This window comes from Cupriavidus gilardii, from assembly GCF_013347325.1.
In the GTDB taxonomy this organism is placed as follows: domain Bacteria; phylum Pseudomonadota; class Gammaproteobacteria; order Burkholderiales; family Burkholderiaceae; genus Cupriavidus; species Cupriavidus gilardii.
In genome coordinates, this window is the sequence record NZ_CP054626.1 from 3,320,510 (window position 1) to 3,337,649 (window position 17,140).

At 63.2% G+C, this 17,140-nt stretch carries 16 protein-coding genes; 10 read left to right on the forward strand and 6 right to left on the reverse strand.

The features are described from left to right. Positions 1-20: 20 nt before the first annotated feature. Positions 21-332 (reverse strand): hypothetical protein, encoded by a 312-nt coding sequence (locus tag FOB47_RS25195; RefSeq protein ID WP_123876282.1) that lies wholly within the window; start codon positions 330-332, stop codon positions 21-23. Then, positions 329-1,228, reverse strand: a complete 900-nt coding sequence (locus FOB47_RS25200; protein WP_104566654.1) for a tyrosine-type recombinase/integrase — start codon at positions 1,226-1,228, stop codon at positions 329-331. Before FOB47_RS25200 ends, FOB47_RS25195 begins: the two co-directional genes overlap by 4 nt. Positions 1,229-1,569: 341 nt before the next feature. On the opposite strand from FOB47_RS25200, the gene FOB47_RS25205 reads away from it, so the two are divergent. Then, complete coding sequence (locus FOB47_RS25205) at positions 1,570-2,037, forward strand: helix-turn-helix domain-containing protein (RefSeq protein WP_060784888.1); 468 nt, start codon at positions 1,570-1,572, stop codon at positions 2,035-2,037. After that, positions 2,018-2,584: a helix-turn-helix transcriptional regulator gene (locus FOB47_RS26255; RefSeq protein WP_244959386.1), complete on the forward strand. Its 567-nt coding sequence runs from the start codon at positions 2,018-2,020 to the stop codon at positions 2,582-2,584. The genes FOB47_RS25205 and FOB47_RS26255 overlap by 20 nt, the downstream gene beginning before the upstream one ends. Here the strand turns inward: FOB47_RS26255 and FOB47_RS25215 are convergent. Continuing rightward, positions 2,566-3,681 (reverse strand): Fic family protein, encoded by a 1,116-nt coding sequence (locus tag FOB47_RS25215; protein WP_061953545.1) that lies wholly within the window; start codon positions 3,679-3,681, stop codon positions 2,566-2,568. The genes FOB47_RS26255 and FOB47_RS25215 overlap by 19 nt on opposite strands. 153 nt (positions 3,682-3,834) lie before the next feature. On the opposite strand from FOB47_RS25215, the gene FOB47_RS25220 reads away from it, so the two are divergent. From FOB47_RS25220 to FOB47_RS25245, 6 genes are all read left to right on the forward strand, one after another. Further along, positions 3,835-4,446 carry a type IV toxin-antitoxin system AbiEi family antitoxin domain-containing protein gene (locus FOB47_RS25220; protein WP_053822725.1) on the forward strand — a complete coding sequence of 204 codons (612 nt, stop codon included), beginning with the start codon at positions 3,835-3,837 and terminating at the stop codon, positions 4,444-4,446. A gap of 101 nt (positions 4,447-4,547) precedes the next feature. After that, positions 4,548-5,015, forward strand: a complete 468-nt coding sequence (locus tag FOB47_RS25225) for a hypothetical protein (protein WP_053823232.1) — start codon at positions 4,548-4,550, stop codon at positions 5,013-5,015. 204 nt (positions 5,016-5,219) lie between these two features. Beyond that, positions 5,220-6,713, forward strand: coding sequence for a recombinase family protein (locus FOB47_RS25230; protein WP_223819441.1), 1,494 nt, complete (start codon positions 5,220-5,222; stop codon positions 6,711-6,713). Continuing rightward, a complete protein-coding gene (locus FOB47_RS25235; RefSeq protein WP_061953543.1) occupies positions 6,710-7,609 on the forward strand; it encodes a plasmid partitioning protein RepB C-terminal domain-containing protein in 900 nt (299 codons plus the stop codon). Before FOB47_RS25230 ends, FOB47_RS25235 begins: the two co-directional genes overlap by 4 nt. Next, positions 7,606-8,490, forward strand: a complete 885-nt coding sequence (locus FOB47_RS25240) for a plasmid partitioning protein RepB C-terminal domain-containing protein (RefSeq protein WP_053822728.1) — start codon at positions 7,606-7,608, stop codon at positions 8,488-8,490. The genes FOB47_RS25235 and FOB47_RS25240 overlap by 4 nt, the downstream gene beginning before the upstream one ends. Before the next feature lie 81 nt (positions 8,491-8,571). Then, entirely contained in the window at positions 8,572-9,855 is a 1,284-nt protein-coding gene (locus FOB47_RS25245; RefSeq protein ID WP_081092653.1) for a hypothetical protein, read from the forward strand. A gap of 166 nt (positions 9,856-10,021) precedes the next feature. Here the strand turns inward: FOB47_RS25245 and FOB47_RS25250 are convergent, their stop codons facing one another. The 3 genes from FOB47_RS25250 to FOB47_RS25260 are packed head-to-tail and all read right to left on the reverse strand — an operon-like array spanning position 10,022 to position 14,387. Beyond that, on the reverse strand, positions 10,022-11,128 hold the full coding sequence (locus tag FOB47_RS25250) for a DNA methyltransferase (protein ID WP_063392212.1): 1,107 nt from the start codon (positions 11,126-11,128) through the stop codon (positions 10,022-10,024). Beyond that, the gene (locus FOB47_RS25255; protein WP_053822731.1) at positions 11,125-13,233 is read right to left on the reverse strand and encodes an ATP-binding protein; all 2,109 of its coding nucleotides are present in this window, start codon (positions 13,231-13,233) and stop codon (positions 11,125-11,127) included. Before FOB47_RS25255 ends, FOB47_RS25250 begins: the two co-directional genes overlap by 4 nt. A gap of 11 nt (positions 13,234-13,244) precedes the next feature. Then, positions 13,245-14,387 (reverse strand): hypothetical protein, encoded by a 1,143-nt coding sequence (locus tag FOB47_RS25260; RefSeq protein ID WP_053822732.1) that lies wholly within the window; start codon positions 14,385-14,387, stop codon positions 13,245-13,247. A 111-nt stretch (positions 14,388-14,498) separates the two neighbouring features. On the opposite strand from FOB47_RS25260, the gene mads1 reads away from it, so the two are divergent. Beyond that, positions 14,499-14,702 carry a methylation-associated defense system helix-turn-helix domain-containing protein MAD1 gene (gene mads1 / locus FOB47_RS25265; RefSeq protein WP_053822733.1) on the forward strand — a complete coding sequence of 68 codons (204 nt, stop codon included), beginning with the start codon at positions 14,499-14,501 and terminating at the stop codon, positions 14,700-14,702. Between the two features lie 44 nt (positions 14,703-14,746). Further along, positions 14,747-17,119, forward strand: a complete 2,373-nt coding sequence (locus FOB47_RS25270; RefSeq protein ID WP_053822734.1) for a type I restriction-modification system subunit M — start codon at positions 14,747-14,749, stop codon at positions 17,117-17,119. Positions 17,120-17,140: the final 21 nt, after the last annotated feature.

Below are 17,140 nucleotides of genomic sequence, written 5' to 3' on the forward strand. Positions count from 1 at the left end.
CTTCCCTTTCCTTCACTTGATCAATGCGTGGTCTGGGTGTCATGGCCCAGACTGGTGTAAAGCGCCTTGAGCGCGGCCATGTCACGGCTGTGTTGCCGCTCCATCTTGAGCAATGGGTTGTGAGCCAACCAAGGCGCAGTCCTGCGCAAGTTGCCCAGCAACCCCTGGCCTGCGTCGGCCAGCAGAAGTCGCTTGATGTGATCCAGCCAGGTGATGACGGTCTGATCGTCCTCGACCCAGTACATCCTTCGCATGGCAGACAGGGCTACCGCATCCAGTGGCACGATGATGGGTCCACATTCCTCCACGGCCATGTAAATCATCGGCATCACGCCGGAATGATCCGGTGGCCGTTGGCCTTCTCACGCTTTGTTCTCTTCAACCGTGAAGAGGGCACGTAAAGCAGACCGTTGTCGAGGTCAAACTCTTCCCAGCGTGCTTGTCTCAACTCTCCTGGGCGCAGCATCAGCATGGGGGCCAATTTCAGAGCGCATTTCACGACGAATGTGCCCGTGTAGCCATCGATCGACCTCAGCAAAGCTCCCAGAGGCTCAGGTTTGACGATGGCTGCGTGGTGCTTCACAACGGGCTGTTGCAGCGCGTCACGGATGTCCTGACATGGGTCGCGCAGATCCCTGCCTTCCGCAATGGCGAAGCGGAACACCCGCGCACAGTGCTCGCGCAGCCGATGTGCGGTCTCCAGGGTGTCGTTACGCTCCACAGCACGGCAGGCCTCGAGCACCGTCTTGGGTGTGATGTCTTCAAGCAGCATGTGCCCAAAGCGGGGGAAGGCATGCAACTCGAGGCGCCGGATGATCTTGGAACTGTAGGAATCCATCCATTGGCGCTTTTTCACCGAAAACCATCGGCGCGCTACTTCTTCGAAGCTGCCGATGGGGGGCTCGCCGGCCTTGCTCCTGCGGGCTGCCTCCTTGAGCGCCTTGCGCTCTTGCTTGGCCGCGTGCCGTGCCTGCATGGGATCTCCACCCTGAGCAAGACATGACCAAACTTCACGGGCTTTGTGGCGTGCGTCTTCGAGTCCGACCTTGGGATAGGTGCCCAAGCTCAGCGTTTTGCGCTTGCCTTCAAAAGTGTAGTCAATTCGCCACACATGCGTGCTTCCCCAGGCGAATGGCACCAGGTACAAGCCGCCTCCATCACTGAGTCGACTCGCTCCGGGCTTGAGTGCTTTGATCTCGCGGTCGCCCTTGATCTTCTCCAAAGCCATCTTGTGGCCTCCTTACGCTGAACTCGTTGAAGAGCGCTGCGAAGATCGTCGGAAGGTATTTGGACTTTCCGCAAAATCTTCTGCAACGGCGCTTGGATCGGGGCGTACCTCGTCGGACCTCGCCGGAATGAAAAAAGCCCTAAGTCGTTGAAGACAAAGGGCTTTTCGGATTCCGACGAACCTCGTCGGACAAGTATCTGGTGGCGTAGTTTAACAAGAAACGAAACCCGCTTCTCCGCTGTGCCTCGCCACGGGTCGGAAACCCCGCCATATGTGCGCGATTCCGAGGAAGGATTCCGCGCCCCCGCGCATGCCCACGACCGGAAGTTCAGAGAGGCCGATTGGCACTCGCAGCCGTCGCCAATGCCGGGCGCTTCTGGGCCTGCAACTTGGCTTTCGTCGCGTTCGCCGCCGTAATGCCCAGCACGAACGACGAAAGGAGCGCCATGTTGACCGAACCCGCCTTCACCGAAACCGAACTTGCCTTGCGCTGGAACATCAGCATCAAGACCTTGCAACGCTGGCGCAGCGAAGAGCGCGGCCCACCGTACTTCAAGCTCTCCAAGGCCGTCCGCTACGCGGTGGCTGAAATCGTGGCCTATGAGCAGGCAAACCGCCAGGGGATGCCCAACGACGCTGCCTTGCCGCCATTGACGGCGGCGACGCCCGTCGTCGAACCTCAGGTGCCAGCCGCGCCCGAGCCGAAGCGGTACTACCTCAACGAGGCCTTCGCGCTCATCGCGCAGTACGGCAGCCTTGCGGCGGCCGAGGCCGCCCTGACGGAGGCGCATGATGAAACCCAAGGCTGACTCCACTACCCGCCGCGCCGACACCGGCCCGGATGAACCGCCAATCAAGTATCCGGTTCTCAACGAAACGCAGCTGTGCTCGAGGTGGAACCTCTCGCCCAAGACGCTCCAACGCTGGCGTTCGGAGGGCATCGGCCCGCCCGCATGGCACATCGGCAGGTCTGTCCGCTACCTCCTGATGGAGGTCGAGGCCTTCGAGCGCAAGGCGCAGGTGACGTGGAGATCCAGCGCCGGACGCGCCTTGTCCGAATCCTCGTCCACCGCGCGCGAAGACGCCATCGAGCAGATGATGCAGCAGCGACCCGGTCGGCGCGATCAGATTTTCTACTCCGCCAAGGAGGTGGCCGACATCACTGGATTGCCCGCTCACTGGCTTCACCAGAATCAGGAACGCCAGCGGCTCGGCATTCCTTTCTACAGGATGGCGAACGGTGACGTCATCCGTTTCAGCATCGAAGAAGTCTTCCGCTGGGAGGTGCATCACCTGCGTCCGTGCCGCAGCGGTGCGGGCATGCCCGTCGATGCACTTCAGTCCGCGAGCTCGTAGCCGGTGCTGCGCCCGCCGCCGGGCGATTTTTTCAGCACGCCCAATTCCAGCAACTGCGTGATGTCGCGCAACGCGGTGTCGGGCGAGCACTTGGCGATGGCGGCCCACTTGCTGCTCGTGAGCTTGCCCTCGAAGCCGTCGAGCAGGCGGTTGAGCAGTTTCACCTGCCGCTCGTTCAACGACATGCCCGCCCAGCGTTGCCAGAAGCGTGCTTTGACCAGCACGGCATCCAGCGTGGACTGTGCGCTGGTGACGGCGCGCCCGAGTGTGTCGAGGAACCACGACAGCCAGCCGGTGGCGTCGAGCGTGCCCTTCTGCGTGCGCTCCAGCACGTCGTAGTAGTCCTTGCGCTCGCGCTGGATTTGCGCCGACAGGCTGTAGAAGCGTTGCGGGCTACCATCGGCGCGCGCGAGGAACAGGTCGCCCACGGCGCGGGCGATGCGGCCGTTGCCGTCGTCGAAGGGGTGCAGCGTGACGAACCACAGATGCGCCAGCCCGGCCTTGATGAGCATGGGCTCGCCGGTTTCCTCATTGGCCCATGCGAGGAAGCGCGCCGTCTCCACGGGCAGCACGTCGGCGGGCGGTGCCTGGAAGTGAACCTTGCGTCGCCCCACCGGGCCGGAAACCACCTGCATCGGCCCGGCGGCATCGTCGCGCCACTGGCCCACGGTGAGCCTATTCATGCCCGAGTACCCGGTCGGGAACAGGGCGGCGTGCCAGCCGAACAGGCGCTCGGCGGTCAGTGGTTCGGCGCTGCGCGAGGTGGCGTCGAGCACCATCTCCACGACGCCTTCGACGTGCCGATCCACCGGAGCCACTGCGCCGATGTCCACGCCCAAGCGCCGGGCGATGGACGAGCGCACGGATTCCACGTTCAGCACTTCACCTTCGATTTCGCTGGTTTTGACCACGTCCTCGGTCAAGGCGGCGAGGCTGGCCTGATCGCGCAGCGCCATGCCCACGTCGGCCAGACGGCCCAGCAGCACGCCTTGGGCGCGGCTGACCTCGGTCAACGGGCCAGTGAGCGCCGACAGGTCGTAGCGCCATTTCGGCCAGTCGTTGGCCTGCCAGATGTAGAGTTTTTCTCCGCTATCCATGCGGAGATTAAACACCTTATTCGCCGCAAGGGCAAGTCATTCTCCGCATGATGTGCGGCGAATGTGGCAGCTAATCACCGCATCCAGCAGCACGATGTTCCTATGTTTCTCCAAAATGCTACATTGAGAGAATATATGGAACATGCTCCAGCCATGCCCGCCGACACCCACAGCCAGCGCGTGCTCGATCTGGCCAGCCAGAAAGGTTTGCTGCGCGCCAGCGATCTGGACGCCATCGACGCGCCACGGGTCGTCCTGACGCGCCTGATCGCCGCCGGCCTGCTGGACCGGGTCGGGCGCGGCCTCTACCGCCTACCCGGCCATCCGGTCTCGGAACACGAAAGCCTCGTGGTGGTGGCGGCCAGAGCGCCGCAGGCCGTGTTCTGCCTGCTGTCCGCGCTGCAATTCCACGGACTGACCACCCAACTGCCACCCCAGGTCTGGATCGCCATGCCGCGCGGCTGCCACGCGCCGCGCATCGATTGGCCGCCGATCAGGATGGTGCAGATGACGGGTGATGCCCACGCAGCAGGCATCGAGGAACACCGGGGCGACGGCGTGACGCTGCGGGTCTACAGCGCGGCCAAGACGGTCGTGGACTGCTTCAAGCACCGCAACAAGATCGGTCTGGATGTGGCGATGGAGGCGCTGAAAGATGCCTGGAGGGCGCGCAAGGCCTCGGCGGAGGATCTGTGGCGGTACGCCAAGGTGTGCCGGGTCGCCAACGTGATGCGGCCCTACATGGAAGTGGTCGCCCATGAGTAATCGCGCGGCCTCGCTCCCATGAGCGCCTGATCGCCCCCGTGATCATCCGGCGACGGTGATCGGTCGCGGCTTCCGTGCGGATTTGCATGGAGACCCCGACGATGACCCGACACTGCACCTGCTGCGGCGAGCCCTTCGAACCCCGCCCGCAAGTTCCCGACCAAGCCTTCTGTTCCGCGCCCGACTGCCAGCGCGCCCGCAAGCGCCAGTGGCAGCGAGCCAAGCTCCAATCCGATCCGGACTACCGGATCAACCAGCGCGCCGCCCAGCAGGCGTGGTCGCAGCGCAATCAGGACTACTGGCGAAACTACCGCGACGCCCGGCCCGAGTACGCACAGCGCAACCGCGAGCAGCCGCGGTCGCGGGACCAGGGCCGAAACGGCGATCTTGCAAAGATGGACGCGTGCGACCTGCCGAGCGGCCTGTACCGCATCACGCTGCATCCGGCATTGCCGAGGGAAAACGGCGACTCGTGGGTCGTCGAGATCACGCCGGTCTGCGTGACGTGTCCGTGCAAGATGGACGTGTCAAGAGAGGACGTGATCGACGCCTCGTCGATTCGCCCGTAACTTTGCTTCCAAAACGGGTTCTCTCGAACATCCTGCATGGCAACGATTCCAACCGTGTGCGTTGCCGCCGTGCGGCGGCGGCGTGTCCATTGAAGGGGCGGCAGACCCGAGATCGCCAATCACGGAGTGACCGGGTCTATGCAATCGAACGAATCGCCTATAAGTCCGCCGGGGCCGGTGTTCCGCGCCGCGCAGTACGTGCGCATGTCCACCGAGCACCAGCAATACTCGACGGAGAACCAGGCCGACAAAATTCGCGAGTACGCCGCCCGGCGCAACATCGAGATCGTCCGCACCTACGCCGACGAGGGCAAGAGCGGTCTGCGCATCGACGGTCGGCAGGCGCTCCAGCAACTGATCGGCGACGTCCAGGCAGGCAAGGCCGACTTCCAGATCATCCTCGTCTACGACGTGAGCCGCTGGGGCCGGTTCCAGGACGCCGACGAAAGCGCCTACTACGAATACATCTGCCGCCGCGCCGGAATTCAGGTCGCCTACTGCGCCGAGCAGTTCGAGAACGACGGCTCGCCGGTGTCCACCATCGTCAAAGGCGTCAAACGTGCAATGGCGGGCGAATACAGCCGCGAGCTGTCGGCGAAGGTGTTCGCCGGACAGTGCCGCCTGATCGAACTCGGATTCCGCCAAGGCGGGCCAGCGGGCTACGGTCTGCGACGCGTGCTGATCGACCAGTCCGGTGCGGTGAAGGGGCAGCTTTCGCGTGGTGAGCACAAGAGCCTGCAAACCGACCGCGTGATCCTGCAGCCCGGCCCGGACGAGGAAGTGGCGGTCGTGAACCAGATCTACCGCTGGTTCGTCGAGGACGGCCTGTTCGAATCCGAGATCGCCGACCGGCTCAACACCCGCGGCATTCGGACCGACCTCGGGCGCGACTGGACGCGGGCCACGGTGCGCGAGGTGTTGTCCAACGAGAAATACATCGGCAACAACGTCTACAACAGGCGCTCCTTCAAGCTCAAGAAGGTGCGCGTGGTGAACCGCCCGGAGATGTGGATCAAGAAGGAAGGCGCGTTCGAGGGCATCGTGCCGCCCGAGCTGTTCTACACGGCGCAAGGCATCCTGCGCGAACGCGCCCACCGCTTCAGCAACGAGGAGCTGATCGAGAAGCTGCGGCGGCTCTTCCAGCAGCACGGCTACCTGTCCGGCCTGATCATCGACGAGTCCGAGGGGATGCCGTCGGCGGCGGCCTACGCGCACCGCTTCGGCAGCCTGATCCGCGCCTACCAGACGGTGGGCTTCACGCCGGATCGGGACTACCAGTATCTGGAGGTCAACCAGTTCCTGCGCCGCCTCCACCCGGAGATCGTCGGCCAAACCGAGCGGATGATCGCCGATGTCGGCGGCGCGGTCGCGCGCGATCCGGCGACCGACCTGCTCACGGTCAACCGCGAGTTCACCGTCTCGCTGGTGCTCTCGCGCTGCCAGTTGCTGGACAACGACCGCCGCCGCTGGAAGGTGCGCTTCGATACCAGCCTGACGCCCGACATCACGGTCGCCGTGCGTCTGGATGACAGCAATCAGGCTGCGTTGGACTACTACTTGCTGCCGCGTTTGGACTTCGGCCAGCCGCGCATTCACCTGGCCGATCACAACGGCCTCGAATTCGAGAGCTACCGCTTCGACAGCCTGGACTACCTCTACGGCATGGCCGAGCGCAGCCGTCTGAGGAGAGTCGCATGAGCAAAATGCACCACGCCACCGAGCTGCAGATGATCCCGGTCGATCAGATCGCGGTGCTCAACCCACGCGACCGCAACGGCCGCGTGTTCGAGGAGATCGTCGGCAACATCAAGAACGTCGGTCTGAAGAAGCCGGTCACGGTCACGCCGCGCGACGATCTCGAAGACGGCAAACGCTACCTGCTGATCTGCGGTGAGGGACGGCTCAAGGCTTTCAAGTCGCTCGGCGAGAGAGAGATTCCGGCACTGGTGGTGCGGGTCAATGACGAAGACGCCTTCATCATGAGCCTGACCGAGAACATCGCCCGCAGGAAATACAGTGCGCTGGAACTGCTGATGAGCATCGAGCAGTTGAGCCAACAGGGCTACGACAAGCGCGTCATCGCCCAGAAGACCGGCCTGAGTCTCGACTACATCAAAGGCATCCTGCTCCTCTTCGAAAAGAGCGAGGAACGCCTGCTGGCCGCCGTCGAGGCCGGAAGGGTTCCGCTCAGCGTCGCCATCACCATCGCGGGCGCAAGCGACGAAGAAGCGGTGCAGGCCGCGTTGCAGGACGCCTACGAAAGCGGCCAACTGCGCGGCGGGCAACTGATGCAGGCGCGTCGCGTGCTTCAGCGGCGCAGCAGCTTGGGCAAAACGCTGGCCCACCGGCCCACGCGCAAGGGAGCGTCCGTCACCACCTCCAGCCTGGTGCGCAACTACCAGCACGAGGTCGAGCGGCAGAAGCTGATGGTCAAGAAGGCCGAATTCACCCAGCAGCGCCTGCTGTTCGTGATCGAGGCGCTGCGCCAGTTGCTGGCCGACGAGCATTTCTCCAACCTGCTGCGCGCCGAAGGACTGGACACCTTGCCCAAGCAACTGGCCGAGCGCGTCTGGGCTGGAGGTCACGCGGCATGAGCCGCCCGCCGCTGGGGTTCATCCCAGAACCGATCACGCTTGCGCTGGATCGGATTCTGCCGTCGCGCAAGACGCCGGAGGGCTTGAATACGTCGCGAAAGTTCAAGCAGATCATGGCCTCGATGGAAGCAGTCGGACTGATCGAACCCTTGAGCGTGGGCAAGGCCGATAAGGCCACCGGCCAGCACATCCTGCTCGACGGGCACATGCGCCTGCTGGCGCTGCGGCAGCTCGGCTACGTCGACGCACCGTGCCTGGTCGCTACCGACGACGAAAGCTACACCTACAACAACCGGATCAACCGCATCTCGTCCATTCAGGAGCACCACATGCTTCGGCGAGCAGTCGAGCGTGGCGTTTCGCCCGAGCGGCTGGCCAAGGCGCTGAACGTGGACATCAGCCAGATCCACAAGAAGGTGAGCCTGCTCGAAGGCATCTGCCCGGAGGCGGTCGAGATGCTGAAGGATCAGCACTTCTCTGCCAACCTCGGTTCGGTGCTGCGCAAACTCAAACCCACCCGGCAGGTCGAGTGCGTGGAGCTGATGCTCACTGCCAACAACATGACGGTCGCCTACGCCGAAGCCCTGCTTGCGGCCACGCCGCCGCACCTGCTGGTCAGCGAGAAGCGGCCTCGGAAGCTGCCCGGCGTCACGGCGGAACAGATGGTGAAGATGGAGCGCGAGATGGGAAACATCCAAGGGCAACTGAAGCTGGTCGAAAAGTCCTACGGTCAGGACGTGCTACTCCTGGTCCTGGCACGCGGCTACCTCGGCAAGCTGATCGACAACAAGGCGGTGTTCCGTTTTCTGTCGCAGCGCCAGCCTGACGTGCTGGCCGAGTTCGAGAACATCATCCAGACCGTGGCGCTGGACGGAAAGTGAATGCGACGGATCGGCGATGCTATTCACCGACCGCACGCCACATCACCGCCGGACGATGCCGATGACGGCGGAGAGGCGGCGATGGTCGCGCATCGCAATGCGCCCGTGGCCGATCCGGCGTGCCTGTATGGCCTGATCGGCGACGTGGCCCATGCCGGCAGCGAAGGCACGGAAACCAATGCAGTCGCCATCGCCGCCAACTTCATGGCCTATCTGTCCTGCGCGGTCGGGCGCGGCGTGTACCTGCCTGTCGGCAACACCCGCCACCACGCGCGGCTGTTCTGCTTGCATGTCGGGCGCTCGGGCCGTGGCCGCAAGGGCGACGCGGTGTCGCTGGTGCTGCGCATCGATCAGGCGCTGCGCGCGATGGACGAAGGCTTCGCGCCGCAGATTCATCGCGGCGGCCTGTCCAGCCGCGAGGGGTTGGTGGCGCTGATGCACGATGGTTATCGGCAAGGCCGACTAGAGGTGCCCGCCATCGAGGACAAGCGGCTGTGGGTGGTCGAATCCGAATTCGCCAACGTGCTGCATCAGGGACGGCGCGACGGCAACACGCTGTCGGCGGCGCTGCGCGATTGTTGGGATGGCGTCGATCTGAAGCCCGCCACCAAGTCGAACCGGCTTTACGCCAGCCAACCACACGTCTGCCTGAGCGGCGCGATCTCGCCCAGCGAACTGACGGGCCTGATGAGCGCCCGCGATCTCACCAACGGCTTCGCCAATCGCTTCCTGTTGATCTGGGCCGAGCGCACGCGGATGCTGCCCTTCCCGAAGGAGACGCCGCAGGCGGTGGTGGAGCATCTGGCGTGCAGGACGCTCGAGGTGTTGGCCTTCGTTCATGCCAATCGGCACGACCGTCGCGACCACCTGCGGATGGAGCTATCGCCGCAGGCGCAATGGCGCTATGCCCAGCTCTACCGGGGCGAACTGAACGACGATCTCGGCGACGGCGTCGTCGGCGCGTTGTTGGAGCGCCGTGCCCCGATGCTGCTACGGCTGGCGATGCTGATGGCGCTGACCGATCTGCAAACCCGCATCGATGCCAAGCACATCGACGCGGCGACGGCATGGATTCGCCACGCCACGGCGTCCGTGCGCTTCGTGTTCGTCAGCGCCGCCGAGGAGGCGAAGCTGGCGCAGGTGCTGGAAATGTCGAACCGCGTGCTGGCTTTCCTCCACGAGCGTGGCCAGGCCACGCGCAGCCAGATCAGCGCGGAGTGCTTCCGGGGCAAGGTGACCAAGGCGCGGATCGACGCCAGCCTGGAGCACCTGTTGGCCAGCACGCCGCCCAGGATCAGCGTGCAGTGGGTCGAGCGGCCTGCCGACACGCCGGGTACGCCAACGCGGGTGTACCGACTCGCGTAGTGGCGCGAAGCTCATTTCGCTCGCTTCGCCTCACCAAAACGCCCGCAAGTCCTTGTCGGGACTCTCATTTCGTTGATTTCGCTCATTTCGCGGCCCACTTTCGCTCTTCGACCCGGGCGGGCAGAAAAGTGAAAGCTGGGAAGCTCAAGGCAACCCGGGCCACAGGCTACTGTCTGGTCGCCCAAACGTCGTACTCGACCATCGGTTTGGACTTGGTGCGAAGGAAGGCATCTGCCTGGCGCTTGCCTTCGGTGGCGGAGCCTGCCTCCCTGATCGTGGTGATGCGCCAGCCGCTGTCACCGAGAGAGCTCTTGATGAGGTCCAGCGGGTCGGCGCGCCTGTCCGTGATGCCGCCGAATCGAATGACCATTCTTGCATCTTCGGCGCACACCTCTTCCGCGTTCCGCCACACCCGGCGCAGATCAGCTGCGAAGTCCTCGGGACTGGAATGTACGACCTGATCGCGATTGCTGTAGTCAACAGCGTCGGGACCGCCGACGAACCAGTTGCGCAGCCACTGGTCGGGAATGTAGGTCCGCATCCCGTAGTACGGCGGCGAGGTGATCACCCAGTCGAACCGAGTGCCCGCAGTGTTCGGGTGGAGCGCTCCCGCCTCGCGGCTGTCTGCCAATCGCACGGCGCCCGTGATGTCGGAAGACGTTCCGAAGTAGCGCTTCGCCCGGCGTTCGATCACGGCCAACACGTCGATAGGCTCGGGCACAAGTCCCCGCCCTTGCCAGAAGCGTGTCGCATAGGCAGGCTTGGGAGCGTAGGTGCGGGGGCATTGGTTGGAGAAGTAGCTCGGGAAGGTCTTCTGCTTCGGGCCATGCAGGGCACCCAGCACAATGCCGCGCAGCGCGATGCGCGCGTCCGTGGCGCAGTCCTCCAGAAATGCCTCCCGGAACCGACACAGCGAATCCAGCACGGTGGAGTGAAATGCCCATTGCCAAAACTCACCGGTCGGGATGCGGTGCGCCTCACGTTCGGTCAGAATCTTGCGCGCTTCGGCAAGGATGTCTTCGACGGTGGCTGTCGCGAGCTTGGAAGCCGTAATGGCTGCGGCAACCGGACTGGAATCCACCCCAAGGGAACGGAGGCCGACCAGACGCGCCGCGAAATTGGTGGTGCCCCGGCCACAGAATGGATCAAGCACGACATCACCCGGGCGCGCTTTCCGCTGCAGTATGTTCAGCGGAAAATCGAGCGGGAACATCGTGAAGTACGGACAAATTCCATTCAGGGCGGTATCGCCACGCTGAAAGTTAACGGTCATTTTCTGACTCTTATCCACGTCTTTCCTGTGCCTGGGTTCTTGAAGGTCTCCCACGCTGTGGGTTGTGGTCCAAACACTGCGTTCATGGCCTTCGAGACCAAGTTGTACGCAAACTGACGGCGGTCCTCCAAGTGCTCCGGCAAGTGGTCGATCAGGAACTGTTGAACCCCATACCATGGCATGCCATTTTGGGATTCGAGTTTCTGGCGAAGGTCGTCGTTTCCCTGCAGAGCTTCGATAGCGCGCCGCTCAATGGCTGCCATGACATCCACGGAGTCGGCTTCTTCATGCTCCGTCTCCGCTGGAAACAAGCCGCCGGTGCCCTCGGCTTCCGGGACACGGGCCGCCATCTGCCTCATCCCGGAGAAAGTGCTGCGCAGGGTTTGCGCATAGGTATTGCCCGCAGGCTGGTTGTAGTCATGATCGCGCATCGAGAACATCTTCTCGAAGGACAAGGCGCGAAGGCTGACCGGGTAAGGCTTGCCTCCCACTGAGCTCCAAAACACACCCTGGCCCGGGATGGGCTCATTGAGCAGCGAGCTCAGCAAGTCGTCGCTGAAATGGGCATTGGCCCGTTTCAGTGAGGTGAGATCCGCTGCCGACAGCAGATGGAAGATGAACCAGTTGTCGCCCTGGCTGAGAATCTCGACAGGGATGCTGCCCGGCTGCTGGGTAATCAACAGCGCGCCGAGGTCGTATTTGCGGCCCTCCTTTACCCAAGCGACGTAGGGCTCGGCAGCCGGGGCGTTCTCGTTCAGCACCGACTGCGCTTCTTCGACGACGGCAATCGTCGGAATCGTCTTCGGGTCGGCTGCGGTGAATTCCTGTTGGTTGCGGTCGAAGATCCGGCGAAGAATCAACCCCGATAGCACCAATGACTGACCGCCACGCATCTGGGACACGTCGATGACGCACAGCTTCCCCTCGGACAACGCGTGAACCAGCATGTCCATGAGCTGGCTGCTCTTGTCATGCAGCATCTTCACGATCGCTGTCATGTTGCCTCGGGCCGCCAAGGCCTCGGCCTCTTGCCGCTGGGGGTCAAGGTCGAGCAGCCCACAAATGTCGTCCAGCGGCGTGGTATTCCCGTTGGTGTCGATCAGGTTGACCAGCGACTCCCACCGGTCTTGCGGAAGACCGCGTAGCTTGCGAACGTTCTGCTGCTCCTGGCGCTCGGGTCCGAGCGCGATCGAGATCACATCGCCTGGGCGCAAGCGCCGGATGTCCAGTTTGATGCCGCCCGCCACGAACGACTGGTAGAAGGGACTTGGATTCCTCCTGTCCGTAAAGACGACGACCTTGTCCTCCAGCGCCGGGACATCGCAGAGACCTGGGCGGCCTTTGTCATCGGGCCAGAAATACTCGCCATCCGGATCGAAGATCACCGTGCCTACGGGAACTTGCTTGCCGGCACGCTTGGTGACGAAGGGTGTCGTCTCGTAGAGCTTCGAGAAAAGCAGCTTGTTGAGATTGGACTTGCCGAAGCCCGCGCGGGCAAAGATGAAGCTGCGGCGAGACACAAGCGACTCGATGGGGAAGCGGACCAGCACCTCCGGGTCTACGACCTGCATCCATTCCTGCGATTGGAAGGACTTGCTGCCCGCGGCGTAGATGTACTCGCCGAAGGCGAGATGGCCGATGGGAGCTCCGTCGATGTTGTGGCCGGCGATCTCGCGCAGCACCTCATCGCTCGGGAAGGCCACCTTGCTGCCTACATGGGGAAGCCGGCGATGCGAGGGGACGAACGTCAGCCCCTTGCCATTCTTTCGCAGCACGCCCAGCACGCGAATGTTGACCCGGTACTTGAGGTATTGCTCGCGCAGATCCTCGGGGATCGGCCGCTCCTCGCGGACTGCGCGGATATTGAATTCCTCGCCGGAGCCGAAAGACAGTTTGCCCTCCGAGGAGAAGGAGGCGATGCGTCCCAGCACGGCCTCATCGGGCGTCTCCAATTGGACAAGGAGGAACTGCCCGTGCATCGGGATGTTCTGGAACTCGTTCCGGTACGGCAATACCAGGTCGGCGTGGAACTCCATGCCGCCTTGCTGGAAGCCCCGGAAGATGCCGACGACCTGCTCCCTGGGAAAGAGTTGAATTTCTGCCATGTTGTGCTTCCTTATCCGTACCGGCGTTGGGCTGGGTCAGCGTCCTGTAGCTGAAACGCGTCCAGGGTCCCGGCGTCACCGCCAAGACTCGATCGCACACCTTCGTAAATGAAGTCCTGCAGGATGTCGAAATCGAAATCGACCAGGGCTGCGTTTTCATGGGCCTTCTGCAGGCAACGCGGATAGTGCGGCACCGGAAAGCCGTTGATCGCGTCAGCCAGCATCGAGCCGAGGATGGTCTGAGCATCGCCAACTTGCGGAACAAAGACGTCAACCGGCCACACCGGGTCACGCCGGTGCGACCCGAATTTCACCAAGAACATCTTGCCGCCGACAAACTTGTTGGTCTCCCCGCCATCATCAGCGCGGTCATCTCCTCGCGCGAACTCCGACCAGACGTAGGCCTTCTCCTCCACTTCACGCGGCACTTCCACGTAGGCCGGGTAGTCAGTTTGAAGCACGCCTTCCAGGGCCATGGCGAGCCGATACCGCGAAAGCACCTTGCTGTGCTTGGCCACACCAGCGAGGTACACCCGACGACGGCTCTTGTTCCACTGCGCGTCGATACGCTCCTTCATGCCTTGGAGCAGCCGCTGGAACCGATCCTTGGCGAAGACCTTGCTGCGCAGCAGGCCGTCGCAAACGATCAAGGTATCGGTGCCAAAGTCCTTCTTCAGGATCGCGAACAAGATGGCCCACTCGACCAGCTCCCGGTAGACCTGCACCCAGCTGGGAGAGACCGGCTTGCCCTTGTCGGTCGGTCGAATCATGTGAGAGAGCGCCGGCAGGTTGTCGACGCCCAAAAAAGCCATCATCTCGCCCAAGGCTGTGCGCGCCGACCCGTCCGACCCGAACTGACGCTCATTGAGCTTCTGAACCGGTGTGGTGGGCGAGACGGCCTCCAAGCAGTACTCGTTGTTACTGCTGTCCACCACCCGGACCAGCTGGATCAGAAAGGGGTCGAACTGGAGCTGGTTGTTTCCGCCATCGGTGCCGACCAGCGAGATGGACGTCGTCGCGCGCGGCTGAATGCGGCGTGTGGCGCTTTTCAGCGGGCGAATCTCTTCCCGCAGCGCATCCAGCACCCCTTGGTCGGTGCCGATGCAGTCCGCGATGGCCTCCTTCAGTTGGGCCTGGCTTGCCGGGTCGATCATCCCCCCTCCTGCCAAGTAAATCGGTTAGCTGTTCAAGATTGCACGATTTTGCCGTATCCTAGCCAAGATTACCACCATGCCGGCCTACTTTCGGCACCGGGTGAAACAGCGATGACAGACGACGCGGCAGAGATATTCACGCTCGATGAAGTGGCGGCCTACCTCAAGGTGGGCAAGCGCACGGTGTACCGCCTGGCAGCGGCCAAGAAGATCCCGGCATTCAAAGTCGGGGGCACCTGGCGCTTCCGGCGCCAGGAAATCGACCTGTGGATCACGGAGCAGACCGAAGGGGGGCGGCAAGGCCATAAGGATTGACATGCCCAAGCCCAGCCCGTGCCGCGCGAACAGAACATGACGATATGAACAGCGGAAAAGTACAAGACCAAAGCCAGATCAAATGGATCTCCGACTTCATCTGGAACATCGCGGATGACCGCCTGCGCGACGTGTACGTGCGCGGCAAGTACCGCGACGTCATCCTGCCCTTCACGGTATTGCGGCGGCTAGATGCGGTGCTGGAGCCGACCAAGCAGAAGGTGCTGGAGCGCAAACGCTTCCTCGACACGAACAAGGTCGCCGAGCAGGACGGGGCCTTGCGCATGGCCGCCGGCCAGGCCTTCTACAACACGTCCGAATTCACGCTGGCCAAGCTCAAGGCCGCAAGCCAGGGCCAGCGCCTGCGCGAAGACTTCATCGCCTACCTCGACGGCTTTTCGCCCAACGTCCAGGAGATCCTCACCAAGTTCAAGTTTCGCGACCAGATCCAGACCCTGGTCGATGCCCATGTGCTGGGCTATCTGATCGAGGACTTTCTCGACCCGGACATCAACCTGTCGCCGTTGCCGGTCAAGGACGCCGACGGCCGCATCAAGCTGCCCGCGCTGGACAACCACGGCATGGGCACCGTGTTCGAGGAACTCATCCGTCGCTTCAACGAAGAAAACAACGAGGAGGCTGGCGAGCACTTCACACCGCGCGACGTGGTCAAGCTCATGGCCAAGCTGCTGTTCCTGCCCGTCGCCGACCAAATCCAGTCCGGCACCTACCTGCTCTATGACGGCGCCTGCGGCACCGGGGGCATGTTGACCGTCGCGGAGGAGACGCTTCAGGAGTTGGCCGAGGAGCACGGCAAGGAAGTTTCCATCCATCTCTTCGGGCAGGAGATCAATCCCGAAACCTACGCCATCTGCAAGGCCGATCTGCTCTTGAAGGGCGAGGGCGACGAGGCCGAGCACATCGTCGGCGGCGCGGACAAGTCCACCCTCTCGGCCGACCAGTTCCGCGCCCGCGAGTTCGACTTCATGATCTCCAACCCGCCCTACGGCAAGAGCTGGAAGACCGATCTGGAGCGCATGGGCGGCAAGCAGGGCTTTTCCGACCCGCGCTTCATCGTGAGCCACGGCGGCGCCCCCGAGTTCCGGCTCATCACCCGCACCAGCGACGGGCAGCTCATGTTCCTCGTGAACAAGCTGCAGAAGATGAAGAAGAACTCACCCCTGGGCAGCCGCATCGCCATCGTCCACAACGGCTCGGCCCTGTTCACTGGCGACGCCGGCCAGGGCGAAAGCAACATCCGCCGTTGGGTGATCGAGAACGACTGGCTCGAAGCCATCATCGCGCTGCCGCTCAACATCTTCTATAACACCGGCATCGCCACCTACATCTGGGTGCTCGCCAACCGCAAGGCCGAGCACCGCAAGGGCCGCGTGCAGTTGATCGACGCCAGCAAATGGTTTGCGCCGCTGCGCCGCAACCTGGGCAAGAAGAATTGCGAGCTCGCCGAGGCCGACATCCAGCGCATTCTGGACCTCTACCTCGGGCAGCCGCAAGACACACCCGAATGCAAATGGTTCGACAACGCCGACTTCGGCTACTGGAAGATCACCGTCGAACGCCCGCTGCGCTTGAAGAGCCAGCTCAAGCGCAGCGCCATCGAGAGCCTGCGCTTTGCCAGCGGCGATGAGGCGCTGCGCGCCGAGCTTTGGGCCCGGTATGGCGATGCGCTCTACACCCGGTTCGCCAAGCTCAAGCCCGAAATCGAAGCCTGGCTGAAGGGCGATACTGGGGAAGAAGAAGACGAATTGGAGGGCGATGAGGACGAGGGCACGCCCGCAAAGAAGGCAGTGCCCGAGAAGCGCCGCAAGAAGCTGCTCGATGCCACGACGTGGCAACGCGACAAGGCGCTGCTGGAACTGGCGCTACTGGCTCGGCAGGAGCTGGGCGACGGCGTCTTCGACGACCACAACGTGTTCCGCAAGCGCTTCGACGCCGCCATGGCCGCACACGACAAGAAACCGACCGCCGCCGAAAAGAAGGCGATCTTCAAGGCCGTGAGCTGGCGCGACGAATCGGCGCCGCCGGTGATTGCCAAGCGCACCAAGCTGAAAATGGACGGGCACTTCGAGCAGGGCTTTGACGGCAGGTATTTGGAGGTCGTTGGCAAGGATCGCTTCCTGGTCGAGTACGAGCCCGACCCGGAGCTGCGCGACACCGAGCAGGTGCCGCTCAAGGAGCCCGGCGGCATCGAGGCGTTTTTCGAGCGCGAGGTGCTGCCCCACGCCCCGGATGCCTGGATCGACCGGAGCAAGACCCAGATCGGCTACGAAATTTCCTTCGCCCGCTACTTCTACAAGCCCGCGCCGCTGCGCACACTGGCCGAAATCCGCGCCGACATCCTCGCGCTGGAGCAGCAGAGCGAGGGTTTGCTGAAGAAGATCGTGGGGGCGGTGTGATGGCGGCGGGCAGCGCGTATC

Coding starts and splice junctions, on each gene's coding strand:
- FOB47_RS25255 (WP_053822731.1), bottom strand. CDS start 13,233: ATGGCAGAAATTCAACTCTTTCCCAGGGAGCAGGTCGTCGGCATCTTC.
- mads1 (WP_053822733.1), top strand. CDS start 14,499: ATGACAGACGACGCGGCAGAGATATTCACGCTCGATGAAGTGGCGGCC.
- FOB47_RS25220 (WP_053822725.1), top strand. CDS start 3,835: ATGCCCGCCGACACCCACAGCCAGCGCGTGCTCGATCTGGCCAGCCAG.
- FOB47_RS25235 (WP_061953543.1), top strand. CDS start 6,710: ATGAGCAAAATGCACCACGCCACCGAGCTGCAGATGATCCCGGTCGAT.
- FOB47_RS25215 (WP_061953545.1), bottom strand. CDS start 3,681: ATGGATAGCGGAGAAAAACTCTACATCTGGCAGGCCAACGACTGGCCG.
- FOB47_RS26255 (WP_244959386.1), top strand. CDS start 2,018: ATGATGAAACCCAAGGCTGACTCCACTACCCGCCGCGCCGACACCGGC.
- FOB47_RS25260 (WP_053822732.1), bottom strand. CDS start 14,387: ATGATCGACCCGGCAAGCCAGGCCCAACTGAAGGAGGCCATCGCGGAC.
- FOB47_RS25225 (WP_053823232.1), top strand. CDS start 4,548: ATGACCCGACACTGCACCTGCTGCGGCGAGCCCTTCGAACCCCGCCCG.
- FOB47_RS25200 (WP_104566654.1), bottom strand. CDS start 1,228: ATGGCTTTGGAGAAGATCAAGGGCGACCGCGAGATCAAAGCACTCAAG.
- FOB47_RS25230 (WP_223819441.1), top strand. CDS start 5,220: ATGTCCACCGAGCACCAGCAATACTCGACGGAGAACCAGGCCGACAAA.
- FOB47_RS25245 (WP_081092653.1), top strand. CDS start 8,572: ATGGTCGCGCATCGCAATGCGCCCGTGGCCGATCCGGCGTGCCTGTAT.
- FOB47_RS25240 (WP_053822728.1), top strand. CDS start 7,606: ATGAGCCGCCCGCCGCTGGGGTTCATCCCAGAACCGATCACGCTTGCG.
- FOB47_RS25270 (WP_053822734.1), top strand. CDS start 14,747: ATGAACAGCGGAAAAGTACAAGACCAAAGCCAGATCAAATGGATCTCC.
- FOB47_RS25250 (WP_063392212.1), bottom strand. CDS start 11,128: ATGACCGTTAACTTTCAGCGTGGCGATACCGCCCTGAATGGAATTTGT.